This window comes from Saccharopolyspora sp. NPDC003752, assembly GCF_053605825.1.
The window spans coordinates 72,732-85,735 of sequence record NZ_JBSGJZ010000035.1; the positions used below are offsets into that span (position 1 = coordinate 72,732).

The 13,004-nt window shown below is 71.0% G+C and carries 11 protein-coding genes and 1 pseudogene; 7 read left to right on the plus strand and 5 right to left on the minus strand.

Translation table 11 applies throughout. The annotated features are described in order from the left end of the window. Window positions 1-194: 194 nt before the first annotated feature. The 4 genes from ACWEV3_RS33365 to sepH all read left to right on the plus strand — a co-directional run bounded on the left by ACWEV3_RS33365 (window position 195) and on the right by sepH (window position 4,855). Window positions 195-1,322: a citrate synthase 2 gene (locus ACWEV3_RS33365; protein WP_452617698.1), complete on the plus strand. Its 1,128-nt coding sequence runs from the start codon at window positions 195-197 to the stop codon at window positions 1,320-1,322. Between the two features lie 95 nt (window positions 1,323-1,417). Continuing rightward, window positions 1,418-2,338 carry an SEC-C domain-containing protein gene (locus ACWEV3_RS33370; RefSeq protein ID WP_452617699.1) on the plus strand — a complete coding sequence of 307 codons (921 nt, stop codon included), beginning with the start codon at window positions 1,418-1,420 and terminating at the stop codon, window positions 2,336-2,338. Window positions 2,339-2,543: 205 nt separating this feature from the next. After that, entirely contained in the window at window positions 2,544-3,683 is a 1,140-nt protein-coding gene (gene serC, locus ACWEV3_RS33375; protein WP_132493672.1) for a phosphoserine transaminase, read from the plus strand. Between the two features lie 266 nt (window positions 3,684-3,949). Continuing rightward, window positions 3,950-4,855, plus strand: a complete 906-nt coding sequence (gene sepH, locus ACWEV3_RS33380; protein ID WP_452617700.1) for a septation protein SepH — start codon at window positions 3,950-3,952, stop codon at window positions 4,853-4,855. A 216-nt stretch (window positions 4,856-5,071) separates the two neighbouring features. Here sepH and ACWEV3_RS33385 read toward each other — a convergent pair whose 3' ends face one another. Together ACWEV3_RS33385 and ACWEV3_RS33390 are read right to left on the minus strand one after the other, a co-directional pair. Next, window positions 5,072-5,683, minus strand: a complete 612-nt coding sequence (locus ACWEV3_RS33385; RefSeq protein ID WP_452617701.1) for a DUF2537 domain-containing protein — start codon at window positions 5,681-5,683, stop codon at window positions 5,072-5,074. Further along, complete coding sequence (locus ACWEV3_RS33390) at window positions 5,683-6,486, minus strand: TrmH family RNA methyltransferase (protein ID WP_452617702.1); 804 nt, start codon at window positions 6,484-6,486, stop codon at window positions 5,683-5,685. The genes ACWEV3_RS33385 and ACWEV3_RS33390 overlap by 1 nt, the downstream gene beginning before the upstream one ends. A 170-nt stretch (window positions 6,487-6,656) precedes the next feature. Here ACWEV3_RS33390 and ACWEV3_RS33395 point away from each other — a divergent pair, with 170 nt between their 5' ends. Further along, window positions 6,657-7,595 (plus strand): aldo/keto reductase, encoded by a 939-nt coding sequence (locus tag ACWEV3_RS33395; protein WP_452617703.1) that lies wholly within the window; start codon window positions 6,657-6,659, stop codon window positions 7,593-7,595. Window positions 7,596-7,713: 118 nt separating this feature from the next. Further along, a complete protein-coding gene (locus ACWEV3_RS33400; RefSeq protein ID WP_452617709.1) occupies window positions 7,714-9,210 on the plus strand; it encodes a glutamate--cysteine ligase in 1,497 nt (498 codons plus the stop codon). A gap of 447 nt (window positions 9,211-9,657) precedes the next feature. Here the strand turns inward: ACWEV3_RS33400 and ACWEV3_RS33405 are convergent, their stop codons facing one another. From ACWEV3_RS33405 to ACWEV3_RS33415, 3 genes are read right to left on the minus strand one after another with little or no spacing between them, the layout of a single operon-like run. After that, a complete protein-coding gene (locus ACWEV3_RS33405; RefSeq protein WP_452617704.1) occupies window positions 9,658-10,422 on the minus strand; it encodes an ABC transporter ATP-binding protein in 765 nt (254 codons plus the stop codon). Then, the gene (locus ACWEV3_RS33410) at window positions 10,419-11,426 is read right to left on the minus strand and encodes a FecCD family ABC transporter permease (RefSeq protein ID WP_452617705.1); all 1,008 of its coding nucleotides are present in this window, start codon (window positions 11,424-11,426) and stop codon (window positions 10,419-10,421) included. The genes ACWEV3_RS33405 and ACWEV3_RS33410 overlap by 4 nt, the downstream gene beginning before the upstream one ends. Beyond that, window positions 11,423-12,358: an ABC transporter substrate-binding protein gene (locus ACWEV3_RS33415; protein WP_452617706.1), complete on the minus strand. Its 936-nt coding sequence runs from the start codon at window positions 12,356-12,358 to the stop codon at window positions 11,423-11,425. The genes ACWEV3_RS33410 and ACWEV3_RS33415 overlap by 4 nt, the downstream gene beginning before the upstream one ends. A gap of 386 nt (window positions 12,359-12,744) precedes the next feature. Here ACWEV3_RS33415 and ACWEV3_RS33420 point away from each other — a divergent pair. Further along, a pseudogene (locus ACWEV3_RS33420) lies at window positions 12,745-13,004 on the plus strand (superoxide dismutase); the annotation flags it as partial.

Here is a 13,004-nt window from a genome sequence, read left to right on the forward strand (position 1 = left end):
TCCAAAATTTTGCCCCGCTAACTAAAATTTTTACACCTTCGACGTCGCCATGTGATCTAGCTCATTTCAGAGATTTCCCCCACCGCTTCCGATTGCTTCCGCCATGTGGACGGGTGCACTGTGTTCCCGACGCCCCGCCACGTCCCCGGCCCGCGCACGCGCGCGGTCCCGACCACCGAGGAGACGAGGCAGCCATGAGCAAGGCGGACCAGACCGAATTCCGCCCGGGCCTGGAGGGCGTGGTCGCCTTCCAGACCGAGATCGCCGAACCCGACCGCGACGGCGGCGCGCTGCGCTACCGCGGCGTGGACATCGAAGACCTGGTGGGCACGGTTTCCTTCGACGACGTGTGGGCCCTGCTGGTCGACGGCCGGTTCGGCGACGCCCTGCCGCCCGCGGACGGCACACCGCTGCCGATCCGCACCGGCGACGTGCGGGCGGACGTGCAGGCGGCGCTGGCGATGACCTCACCGGCCGCCGGTTTCGCGCCGCTGCTGGACATCGACGACGCGCAGGCCCGTGCGCAGCTGGCGCTCTCCTCCGCGCTCGGGCTGTCCTTCGTCGCCCAGTCCGCGCGCGGAGATCAGCCGCCGGTTCCGCACACCCGGATCGCGGCAGCGGCCACCGCCACCGAGCAGTTCCTGACCAGGTGGCGCGGCGAACCGGACCCGAAGCACGTGCAGGCGCTCGACGCGTACTGGGTATCGGCGGCCGAGCACGGGCTGAACGCCTCGACGTTCACCGCCCGCGTGATCGCCTCCACCGGCGCCGACGTCGGCGCCTGCCTGTCCGGCGCGGTCGGCGCGATGTCCGGGCCGCTGCACGGCGGCGCCCCGGCCCGCGTGCTGCCGATGATCGAGGAGGCCGAGCGCACCGGCGACGCGCGCCGAGTGGTGACGTCGATCCTGGACCGCGGCGACCGCCTGATGGGCTTCGGCCACCGCGTCTACCGCGCCGAGGATCCGCGTGCCCGGGTGCTGCGCAACACCTGCGACCAGCTGCGCGCGCCGCGCTTCGAGGCGGCCCGCGAGCTGGAGCAGGCCGCCCTGGCGGTGCTGCGGGAGCGCCGGCCGGACCGGCAGATCGAGACCAACGTGGAGTTCTGGGCCGCGGTGGTGCTCGACTTCGCGCAGGTCCCGACGGCGATGATGCCGGCGATGTTCACCTGCGCCCGGCTCGCGGGCTGGTCGGCGCACGTCCTGGAGCAGAAGCGCACCGGCCGCCTAGTGCGCCCGTCGGCGCAGTACACCGGCCCGGACCCGCGCTCCCCGCAGGACGTCGCGGGCTGGGGCTCGATCGACCAGCTGATCGCCTCGGTGTAGCCGCGCCCGCGAAGCGAACGGACCGTTCACCTCGGCCACCGGGGCGAACGGCCCGTTCACCTCGAACCACCTCCCGGCAGCGGTAACGTGGAGTGGTGACGGTCACATCCGGTGAGGCGCAACGGCGGCTGCACGTCGAGTACGCCGAAGCGCTGGAGGCCGACGCGGAGACCAGCGGCGAGCGGTGCAACGACCTCGTCGAGGCGGCGGACTATTGGCACTTCGCGGGCGAGCACGAGCGCGAGGAGCGGGCCCTGCGCGTCGCGGCCGAGGTCGACGACGACAGCAACGTGCTCCACGGCCCGGCCGCCTACGCGAAGTTCCTGCTGACGCACGGGCGGCGCGCGGAGGCCGAGCAGCGCTTCGCGCGGCTGCTCCGGGAGGGCTCGAACTGCGAGTGGGCCTACGTGACCGCGTCGATGGCGTACCAGCTCGTCGACGAACCGCAGGAGGCGTTGCGCTGGCTCAACATCGGCGTCAACCGGTTCGTCCCGAGCCTGGACGCCGAGATCGAGATGGGCGATGCCGGCTCCGAACTGCTGCGGCAGCGCAGCCTCCTGCGCCGCGAGCTGGGCCTGCCGTCCGACGGCCTCGACGAGCTCCACGACCGCCTGACCGAGCACGGCCGCCAGATCGGAGAGCAGATCGAGAACCTCCGGCGACACGACGAGGCACCCGCGATCCTCTTCTGGCCGGTGGAGGATTTCGCCGAGATCCAACGAGAACGGCCGGGCTGGTACCCGGGCACCGAGCACCTGGAGCACCGACGAGAGACCGAGCGGGCGCTGCAGCAGCGCCCGGAGGCGGCGGTGGTCATCGGCTCGTTCAAGTCGCTGGTGGGCTTCGCGGCGTCGCGCGGCCTCGCCCTGGACGAGCAGTCCACCCGCGCGGAGTTCGCCGCGGAGGTCGCCCGCCGCGGCCTGGCCATCGCCTGGCCGCCGGGCCGCAACGACGCCTGCTGGTGCGGCTCCGCGCGCAAGTACAAGAAGTGCTGCGGCGCCCCGGGCTTCGCCTGACCAAGATCCGGATGCTGTTGGCCAACGGCCGACGTCCGCAGTAAGTTGCGTTGCGGCTGTTGGCAGCACCGGGGTCACGACCCCGAAACCCTGCTGCAACACTTGAGCCGAGCCGGCAAAGGCGCCGGTCATCAGGCCACTGGCGCGCGGGAGGCACTGCCCCGCCACCTGCACAGTCACCACAACAACGCCCGGAGGCGCCGGCATGACGCAGGCCGAAATCGACCCGACGACCCTGAAGCTTCCCGAGGAACTCAAGCCCGCCGACGGCCGGTTCGGCTGCGGCCCGTCCAAGGTGCGCGACGAGCAGCTCGCGAACCTGGCCGGCGCCGGTGCCGCGGTGATGGGCACCTCGCACCGGCAGAAGCCGGTGAAGTCCCTGGTCGGACGCATCCGGGAGGGACTGCACGAGCTGTTCTCCCTGCCGGAGGGCTACGAGGTCGTGCTCGGCGTCGGCGGCACCACCGCGTTCTGGGACGCCGCGACGTTCGGCCTCGTCCGCGAGCGGTCCCTGCACCTCACCTACGGCGAGTTCTCCTCGAAGTTCGCCAAGGCCGCCAAGACGGCGCCGTTCCTGGGCGACCCGGTGGTGGTCTCCGCGGAGCCGGGCGACGCGCCGGAGCCGGTGTCGGACCCGTCCGTCGACCTGATCGGCTGGGCGCACAACGAGACCTCCACCGGCGTGATGCTCGCGCCGAGCCGTCCGGAGGGCTCGGAGAACGCGCTGATCGCGATCGACGCCACCTCGGGCGCGGGCGGGCTGCCATTCGACGCCGCCGACGTCGACGTCTACTACTTCGCGCCGCAGAAGTGCTTCGCCGCCGACGGCGGGCTGTGGCTGGCCGCGATGAGCCCGGCGGCGATCGAGCGGATCGGCGAGATCGGCGCGTCCGACCGCTGGGTGCCGGAGTTCCTGTCGCTGCCCACCGCGCTGGACAACTCCCGCAAGGACCAGACCTACAACACCCCGGCGGTCGCCACCCTGTTCCTGCTCGCCGACCAGATCGAGTGGATGAACGGCCAGGGCGGGCTGGACTGGTGCTCGCAGCGGACCCGCGAGTCGTCGCAGCGGCTGTACTCCTGGGCCGAGGCCTCGGAGTACGCCACGCCGTTCGTGGCCGACCCGGCGAAGCGCTCCCAGGTGGTCGGCACGGTCGACTTCGCCGACTCGATCGACGCCGCCGCGGTGGCGAAGGCGCTGCGCGCCAACGGGATCGTGGACACCGAGCCGTACCGGAAGCTGGGCCGCAACCAGCTGCGGGTCGGCATGTTCCCCGCGATCGCCCCGGACGACGTCACCGCTCTGACGAAGTCCATCGACTGGGTGGTTTCGCAGCTTTCCTGACACGCTGAGCCGCCGGGATCCGCAAAGATCCCGGCGGCTTTTTGCCCAAAGTGACACCGCCGAGTGAACTTTTGGGCACTAGCGGTGATCTTCCCCGAAAATGAGTGGTTTTACCCGTTCGCTCAGGTGGCGTCTTTCCGGCAAGATCGAAGGCGGAGAGAGCGACCAACAACGAGACGACGTGCCCGGCGTGCCTCCCGCGTCAAGGCGGCGCGCCGGGTTACTGTCACAGCTTGGTGACATGTAGGTCGGCGGGAGGCTGGCGTATGCGAGCGCTGCGAGTGGTCGGGCTCGACGAGGACGGTGAATCCGTCATCTGCGAGGACCCGGAGAACGGCGAGCGCTTCACCGTGCCCGCCGACGAACGACTGCGTGCCGCAGCCCGCGGTGACCTCACCAGGCTCGGCCAGGTCCAGATCGAGATGGAAGCCCAGATGCGGCCCCGGGAGATCCAGGCCCGCATCCGCTCCGGCGCGTCCGTCGCACAGATCTCGGAGGCCTCCGGCATCCCCGAACACCGGGTCGAGCGCTACGCCTACCCCGTACTGCTCGAACGCGCCCAGATCGCCGAGATGGCCCAGCGCGCGCACCCGGTCCGCGAGGACGGCCCGGACGTCCAGACGCTCGGCGAGGTCGTCGCGCACACCTTCGGCATGCGCGGCCACGACTACGCCGAGGCCGACTGGGGCTCGTGGCGCGGCGAGGACGGGAAGTGGGTCGTCCAGCTGACCTGGCAGGCCGGGCGCTCGGAGAACCGCGCGCACTGGGTCTTCCACCCCGGCGCGCACGGCGGCACCGTCGCGGCGCTCGACGACCACGCGGCAGACCTGCTCGACCCGTCCCCGAACCGCCCGCTGCGGACGGTCCGGCCGGTCACCGAGCTGGCCCGCGAAGCGCTGCAGCTCGACCAGCAGGCGCAGCCGGTCCCGGAGCGGGTGGAGGAGCCGGTGGTCGCGCAGCGACCGGAGGCCCCGACCCTCGAGCTGGACACCGGCCCGCCGCTGGCGGAGCCGGTGGCAGAGCCGACGGCGGAGGAGAGCGCCGAAGGCGCGTCCGCCGAGGCGGCGGAGGACGACGCGCAGCGCAAGGCGGAGCCGCGGCGCGGGCGCAAGAGTCATCCGATCGTGCCGTCGTGGGAGGACGTCCTGCTCGGCGTCCGCTCCCACCGCTGACGACCGAACAACCCAACGGGGCCGGGGCGAGCATCAAGCTCACCCGGCCCCGTTGTCATGTCCCCCGCAGTTTCAATTGAAACTGCACTCCGTTGAACCGCACTACGTCGGCATGTCGGACCACGACACGCCGACGCCTGTGGACAACTCCCGCAATTTCAATGGAAATCAGAGGTTCGATTTCCATTGAAATTGCGGGTTGAGCAGGGGTAGCGCTCAGCCGAGGAGGCTGAGGAGGAGGGCGATCCAGGCCGCGATGATGCCCGCCGCCGTTCCGTACGCCGCCCAGCGCCAGACCGGGACGTTGCGGCCCAGCCAGATCGACGGCGCGAACCCCGCGGCCACCGCGATGTTGACCACCGCCGCGAGGATTCCGCTCACGTCCGCCAGGCCGAGCGTCACCACCACCAGGGTCACCGTCACGATCGCGCCGATGACCGCGCTGATCACCAGGCCCGGGCCCCACGGCGTGGGCTGCACCGGGGCGATCGTTCCGCCGCGCCACCCGCGCATCGCGTGCGCCGAGCGCGGTCGGCCGATGTGGTCGAGTTCGCCGCTGAGCGGATCGACGTAGCCGATCTGGCCGCCGGTCTCCGCCGCCAGGCGCATCGCCAGCTGGCGACCGCGCCGCGAGACGAGCTCCGCCGTGGTGTCCGCGGTTTCCTCGGTCTGCAGCGCTTCCACCACGTGCGCCCACTCGTGCAGCGCCGCGACCAGGGAGCCGGGCAGCCGCAGCCGGGCCGGGTCCACCTCCCGGCCGACGCCACGCACCAGCACCGCGCGACCGGATCGCGCGTGCAGTTCCCAGCCGGTTTCCCGGGCGTCCATCACGTTCCGCTCATCGCGTGGAAGGCGATCGCACCGGCCGTGGCGACGTTGAGCGAATCCACCCCGCTCGCCATCGGGATGCGGACCGCGAGGTCCGCGGCCTCGATGGCCTCGTCGGTGAGCCCGGGGCCTTCGGAGCCGAGCAGCACCGCCACCGGGCCGCTGCCCAAGGCTGCGTCGCGAAGGGATTTCGCATCCGCCCTGGGGGTCAGCGCCGCGATGCGGAAGCCGTTGTCACGCAGCAATTTCAGGTCTTCCGGCCACGAGCCGAGGTGCGCGAACGGGACGCGGAGCACGTGCCCCATCGACACCCGCACGCTGCGCCGGTACAGCGGGTCCGAACAGCCCGCGCCGAGCAGCACACCGTCGACGCTGAGCGCGGCGGCGTTGCGGAACAGCGCGCCGAGGTTCTCGTGGTCACCGATGCCCTCCAGCACCACCAGGCGGCGGGAGCGGGCGATGAGCTCGGCGGGCTCGACGACCGGCGCGCGATCGGCGACCGCCAGCACGCCGCGGTTCAGGTGGAAACCCACGACGCGCGCCATCACGTCGGCGTCGGTGACGTAGGCGGGAACGTCCAGGGCTTCAGCGGCCGGGGTCAGCTCCTCGATGCGGCGGCGCACGCCGAACAGCGCCCGCACCGGGTACGGCGAGGCGAGCAGCCGCTCGACCACCACGACGCCTTCGGCGATCACCAGCCCCCGTCCGCCCGGCCGGTCCGGGCGGCGGTCCGCGCGGGACAGATCGCGGAAGTCGTCGACCCGCGGGTCGTCGACGTCGTCGACCTCGACAATGTGCACCACGCCCGCATTCTCGCACCCGCCGCCAATCGAGTCGGCCCGGCCGATCTCGCGCCGTCGCACGCGACGCGTGGGGCCGGAGGTGCCGGCATGGACCTCCCGGGAATTCCGGCAAACCACACGAAGATCGGCTATCGGCTCCGGGGCATGTGGGAGGGAGTAGGTTCCGCAGCATGACTCGACTCGGCGACACTGAACTCGACGTCTTCCCCATCTGCCTCGGTGGCAACGTGTTCGGCTGGACGGCGGATCGCGACGCCACCTTCACCGTTCTGGACCAGTACGCCGCCGCGGGCGGCAACTTCATCGACTCCGCCGACAGCTATTCCGCTTGGGTGGAGGGCAATTCCGGCGGCGAATCCGAGACCTTGATCGGCGAATGGCTGCGCGCCCGCGGCAACCGCGACGACATCGTGGTCGCCACCAAGGTCGGCAGGCTGCCGGGCCGCCGCGGCCTGTCGGCGGCGAACATCAAGGCCGCGGCGGAAGATTCGCTGCGCCGCCTGGGTGTCGACCACATCGACCTCTACTACGCCCATGGGGATGACGACCCGTCCATCCCGCTGGCCGAAACCCTGGCCGCCTTCGACGAGCTGGTGCGGGAGGGCAAGGTCCGCTACATCGCGGCGTCGAACTACACCGCGCCCCGCCTCGCCGAGGCGCTGGAGGTCTCCCGCCGCGAGGGGCTGGCCGCCTTCTCCGCTCTACAGCCGCACTACAACCTCGTGGAGCGCGCCGAGTTCGAAGGCGCGCTCGCCGACCTGTGCGCTCGGGAGAAGGTGAGCGTGCTGCCTTACTACGCGCTGGCGCACGGGTTCCTGACCGGGAAGTACCGCCCGGGCGGGGACAGTTCGGAAAGCCCGCGGGCCGAAAGCGCCCGTGCCTACCTGGACGAGCGCGGTGTGAAGGTGCTCACGGCGCTGGACGAGATCGCGACGCTGCGTGACGTGCCGGTGTCCTCGGTCGCGCTTGCCTGGCTGCTCGGGCAACCGACCGTGACCGCCCCGATCGCCAGTGCTCGCAACACCGAGCAGCTCGGCGACCTGCTCCCGGCCGCCGGGTTGGAGCTGACCGAAGCGGAGCTGGAGCGGCTCACCGACGCCTCCGATTGATCACTCTCCGCGCCGTGCGTGACACCGTTTTGGCCGCTGTTCCCCCGGGTACCGATGTGTCACGGTGGTTTCCCCAGCGCTGCGCGCTGACGTGCTGCCGATCAAGCGGGGAGACGGCATGGGACGGCACGTGGACAATCAAGCGTTCAAGCCAGTGGACCGGCAACGGTATCGGAACAAGATGCAGCGCGGCCTGGACGCCCTGGCCCGGATGCTCGCCGAAGGCAATTTCTCCTTCCCCCACCAGCAGATGGGGCTGGAGATGGAGCTGTGCCTGGTGGACGAGCAGATGGAGCCGTCCATGTCCAACGCCGTGGTGCTGGAGAAGATCAGCGAGCCGGTGTTCACCACCGAGCTCGGCCAGCAGAACATCGAGCTCAACGTGGAGCCGCAGGTGCTCGCGGGCGACAGCGCCCTGGAGCTGGAGTCCCGTCTGCGCGCAGCGCTGCTGCGCGCAGACGGCGGGGCGCACGACGCGGGCGCGAAGATCGTCATGATCGGCACGCTGCCGACGTTGCGCAGCGCGCACTTCGACCCGAACTGGCTGTCGCGCAACCCGCGGTACTCGCTGCTCAACGAGCAGATCTTCTTGGCGCGCGGCGAAGAAATGCTGCTCGACATGGAGGGCGTGTCGCTGGACGACGCGCAGCCCGAGAAGCTGCGGTCCTACGCCGATTCGATCCTGCCGGAGTCGGCGTGCACGTCGGTCCAGCTGCACCTGCAGGTGGCGCCGGAGGACTTCGCGGCGCATTGGAACGCCGCGCAGTGCCTGGCCGGGGTGCAGGTGGCCATCGGCGCGAATTCCCCGTTCCTGCTGGGCAAGGCGCTGTGGCACGAGACGCGGATCCCGCTGTTCCTGCAGGCCACCGACACGCGTCCGGTGGAGCTGAAGAACCAGGGCGTGCGGCCGCGGGTGTGGTTCGGCGAGCGGTGGATCACCTCGATCTTCGACCTGTTCGAGGAGAACGTCCGCTACTTCCCGGCGCTGCTGCCGGAACCGGAGGAAGAGGATCCGCTGGCGGCGCTGGACTCCGGCCGGGCGCCGACGCTGGCGGAACTGCGGCTGCACAACGGCACCATCTGGCGCTGGAACCGGCCGGTCTACGACCTGGTGGACGGGGTTCCGCACCTGCGGATCGAGAACCGGGTGCTTCCGTCGGGGCCATCGGTGGTGGACATCGTCGCCAACGCCGCGTTCTTCTACGGCGTCCAGCGGGCGCTCACCGAGCAGGACCGGCCACTGTGGACTCAGATGTCGTTCGCGGCGGCGGAGGAGAACTTCTACGCCGGTGCCCGGCACGGCTTCGACGCGCACCTGTACTGGCCGAGCGTCGGCTGGGTGTCGCCGGACGAGCTGGTGATGCGCCGCCTGCTGCCGATGGCGCACGACGGCCTGCAGGCGTGCGGCGTGTCGGACGCGGCCCGCGAACGCTACCTGGGCGTGATCGAGAAGCGGTGCCTGGCGAAGCGCAACGGCGCGACGTGGCAGCGGGAAACGGTTGCGCTGCTGGAAGATCGCGGCGCGGACCGGCGCGGAGCGCTGGCGGGAATGCTGCGCCGCTACATCGACCTGGCGGACAACGGAGACCCGGTCCACACCTGGCCGGTGGGCTGACCCCACCGGCCTCCCACCCCACCGGCCTCCCACCCCACCAGACGACGTCTCCCACCAGACGACGTGCCCCACCGGACGACATGCCCCACCGAACGACGTGCCCCACCAGACGACGTGTCCCACCGCAATTTCCATTGAAATCGAAGGTCCAACTTCAATGGAAATTGCGGGGTGTCGGCATGTCGGACCACGACACGCCGACGCCTGTGGACAACTCCCGCAATTTCAATGGAAATCGAAGGTCCGATTTCCATTGAAATTGCGGCACCACACGGGTTGGGGACGGGCATGGCGTGAGCCGAGGTGGGGTGGTGCGTGAACTGGGCGCGGTGAGGTGGGGCGAGCCGAGGCGGGGTGAGCCGAGGCGGGGTAAGGCGAGGCGGGGCAAGGCGAGGTGCGGTGAGGTGAGCTGAGGGGAGGGGGTGGGGTGACGTGGGCTGGGTGGGTTCAGAGGGCTTCGTCGACGTCGAGGGTGGGGCGGCCGTTGTGGTGGGCCAGACGGGCCCTGATTCCGAAGACCTCTGCGAGCAGGTTCTCGTCCAGGACTTCGGTCGGGGTTCCCGTCCTGGTGACCTCGCCCTCGTGGAGGACCGCGATGCGGTCGCAGAACTCCGCCGCATGTCGGAGGTCGTGCAGCGTCATCAGGACCGTCAGGCCGTCGCTCGCCAGGTCGCGGAGGAGGCGGAGGATGCTGTACTGATGCCGCAGGTCCAGGTGGTTCGTCGGCTCGTCGAGCACGAGGACCCGCGGCTGCTGCGCCAGCGCACGCGCGATCGCCGCTCGCTGCCGCTCGCCACCCGACAACGTGCGCACATCTCGTTCCGCCGCGTCCAGAAGTCCGGTGGCGCGCAGGGATTCGTCGACGATGCGCTGGTCCGCCGCCCGCATCCGCTCCAGCAGGCCCAGGTGCGGCAGCCGGCCTTGCGTCACCACTTCGCGCACGGTCAACGCCGCGCGGTTCTCGGTTTCCTGCACGGTCGCGGCGAGGATCCGGGCCAGCTCGCGTCGCCCGGCCTTGGTCCGCCCTGCCACTTCGATGGTTCCGGCCGTCGGCTCGATCGCCCGGTACAGCGCGCGCAGCAACGTCGTCTTGCCGCTGCCGTTCGGGCCCACCAGCCCGAACACCTCGCCCTCCCGCACCTCGACGTCCACATCGGACAGCACCGCTCGGCCGCCCAGCTCCACGCGCGCTCCGCGCACCCGCACGCTCATGCGATCCTCCGCTGCCGCCGGAGCATGATCAGGAACAGCGGCCCGCCCACCATCGCCGTGAGCACCCCGACCGGCAGTTCGGACGGCGCGATGACCAGCCGCGCCACCAGATCCGCCAGCACCAGGAACACCGCGCCGAGCAGGGCCGACACCGGCAGCATCCGCCGTGCTTCGGCGCCGACCAGGAAGGCCGCCGCGTGCGGCACCAGCAGGCCGACGAACACGATGCCGCCCGCCACGGCGACCGCGGTCCCGGCCAGCAGCGAAATCCCGACCAGGCAAGCCATCCGGAAGGCCCGGGCGTTGAGCCCGAGCGCGGCGGCCGCGTCGTCCCCGCCGTGCAGCACGTTCATCCAGCGGCCCGCCGCCACCGCCGCGATCAGGCCGATCACCAGCACCGCCGCGGGCACCGGCAGCGACTCCCAGCGCGCGGCCCCGAGCCCGCCGGTGATCCAGAACAGCACCTGCTTGGCCTGGTCACCGGTCGCGAAGACGTGCAGCACCAACGACGTCGCCGCGTAGGCCACCTGGCCGACCGCGAGCCCGCCGAGCACCAGCGTCGTCACCGATCCGGAGCGCCCGGCCACCGCCAGCACCACGACCAGCGCCAGCAGCCCGCCGAGGAACGCGGCCAACGGCAGCCCCAGCGCCCCGGCGCCCAGCACCATCACCAGCGATGCCGCGAAGCCGGCGCCTTCGGACACCCCGAGCAGGTAGGGGTCGGCCATCGGGTTCGCGGTGACCAGCTGCGCGATCGCGCCGGAGAGCGCGAGCGCCGCGCCGACGACGATGCCGGTCACCACCCGCGGCATCCGCGAATCCCACACGATCGCGGCCCGCACCCGCGTCCAGTCCGCGTCGATCCAGGGCACCACCGGCTCCAGCACGATCCGCCAGACCTGGTCCAGCGGCAACCGGACCGAGCCCAGCGACACGGCCAGCGCGCCGATCACGACCAGCGCGATCAGCAGCACGGCGTGCACCAGCACCAACCGCGCCCTCATGCGCTGTGCAGGTCCCGGGCCAGCCGCTCGACGGCGTCGGGGAACCGGATGCCCTCGGTCAGCTCGACGAGCGGGATCGTGCTGAACCGCTGCTCGCGGACCGCGGGCGTGCCCGAGGCGAGCGGATGCCCGGTCAGGTACGCCTGCTTGTTCTGCACCGGAGCGGCCAGGTAGTCGACGAGCACGATCGCCCGCGGGGCCCGCGCCGCCACCTGCTCCCAGCTGACGTCGGCGAAAACCTCCGGCACGTCGCCGAAGACGTTGCGCCCACCGGCCCGGCGCAGCGCATCGTGCCCGACGCCGTTGCCGCCGAGCGTGAAGGCGGCCTGCTCGCCGGAGTCGTAGACGAAGACGTCGACGGGCTCAGCGCCGGTCAGCCGCTCCTCGACCGCGCGCACCCGCTGCTCGATCCCGGCCGCGACCTGCCGAGCGTTCTCCTGCAGGCCCAGCACCTCGCCGAACATCGCGATGTCCGACAGCAGCGTGTCCATCCCGGCCGGGTTCGCGGCGCAGGACTCGGAGAGCAGCAGCGTGCGGATGCCGTTGTCCTCGAACGTCTTCCGGCTCCGGCCCTCCGTGTCGTCGAAGGCGCTGCTGTAGCCGCCGACGACCAGGTCGGGCTCGGTTTCGAGGATGCGCTCGTAGGACGGGTACTGGTCGGCGAGCAGCGGCACCCCGGCGTACGCGGCGGCCACCGACGCCGGCGGCGCGAGATCGTCCGGGTAGGCCGTGCCGACCAGCCGATCGCCCAGGCCGAGCGCCAGCAGGATCTCGGTGGCGTGCTGGTTGAGGCTCACCACGCGCTTCGGCGGTTCGGGGAACACCTCGGTGCTGCCGCAGTTCTCGACGCGCAACCCGTCGGCCCGCGATTCGGCGTTGGCGCAGCCCGCGAGGGACAGCGCGACTAGGACGAGGACGAATAAGCGGCGCATCTTGCCCTCCAGGGCGAACGAGCCTGCGCCGAAGCCGGGGCCGCGCGGGCGGCCGCGAGTCCCTGACCCCGACCGCAGACCACGGCGGTCGTTGGAGCCATCCCTCGCGAGCGGGTGATCGGGCTCGCCGCGCATCGCGCGGCCTACCGTTGCGGGTCAGCGCCGGACTTCGACCGGCTTCCCCCGCTCGCAGGGTCTGCCGAGGATGCTGCCCCACGCGTCGAACCGGGTCAACCGGGCATTTTCCTCCCACGCCGCAACGTCTTCGCTGCTCATCGCGGTCGCAGCGAGGACTCGCCCGACAGATGAGATCAACGCCTCCATCCGACTTAGTTGCCATATGGTGGCAGTAGCTAGAGTCTGTCGATAGCGAAGGGAGACGCTCAATGGCGCAGCAGTACGTGTTGCCGGAGTTGGATTACGACTACGCGGCGTTGGAGCCGGCGATCGCCGGTGAGATCAACGAGTTGCACCACAGCAAGCACCACGCGGCGTACGTCAAGGGCGCCAACGACACGGTGGAGAAGATCGCCGAGGCGCGGGAGAAGGGTGACTTCTCCTCCATCGTGGGGCTGGAGACCACGCTGGCGTTCAACCTGGCGGGGCACTCGCTGCACCTGGTGTGGTGGAAGATCCTCTCGCCCAA

Excerpts from the sequence above, each read along its gene's own strand:
- sepH (WP_452617700.1), top strand. The coding sequence starts at position 3,950 with ATGCGAGCGCTGCGAGTGGTCGGGCTCGACGAGGACGGTGAATCCGTC.
- serC (WP_132493672.1), top strand. The coding sequence starts at position 2,544 with ATGACGCAGGCCGAAATCGACCCGACGACCCTGAAGCTTCCCGAGGAA.
- ACWEV3_RS33405 (WP_452617704.1), bottom strand. The coding sequence starts at position 10,422 with ATGAGCGTGCGGGTGCGCGGAGCGCGCGTGGAGCTGGGCGGCCGAGCG.
- ACWEV3_RS33365 (WP_452617698.1), top strand. The coding sequence starts at position 195 with ATGAGCAAGGCGGACCAGACCGAATTCCGCCCGGGCCTGGAGGGCGTG.
- ACWEV3_RS33385 (WP_452617701.1), bottom strand. The coding sequence starts at position 5,683 with ATGGACGCCCGGGAAACCGGCTGGGAACTGCACGCGCGATCCGGTCGC.
- ACWEV3_RS33395 (WP_452617703.1), top strand. The coding sequence starts at position 6,657 with ATGACTCGACTCGGCGACACTGAACTCGACGTCTTCCCCATCTGCCTC.
- ACWEV3_RS33400 (WP_452617709.1), top strand. The coding sequence starts at position 7,714 with ATGGGACGGCACGTGGACAATCAAGCGTTCAAGCCAGTGGACCGGCAA.
- ACWEV3_RS33415 (WP_452617706.1), bottom strand. The coding sequence starts at position 12,358 with ATGCGCCGCTTATTCGTCCTCGTCCTAGTCGCGCTGTCCCTCGCGGGC.
- ACWEV3_RS33410 (WP_452617705.1), bottom strand. The coding sequence starts at position 11,426 with ATGAGGGCGCGGTTGGTGCTGGTGCACGCCGTGCTGCTGATCGCGCTG.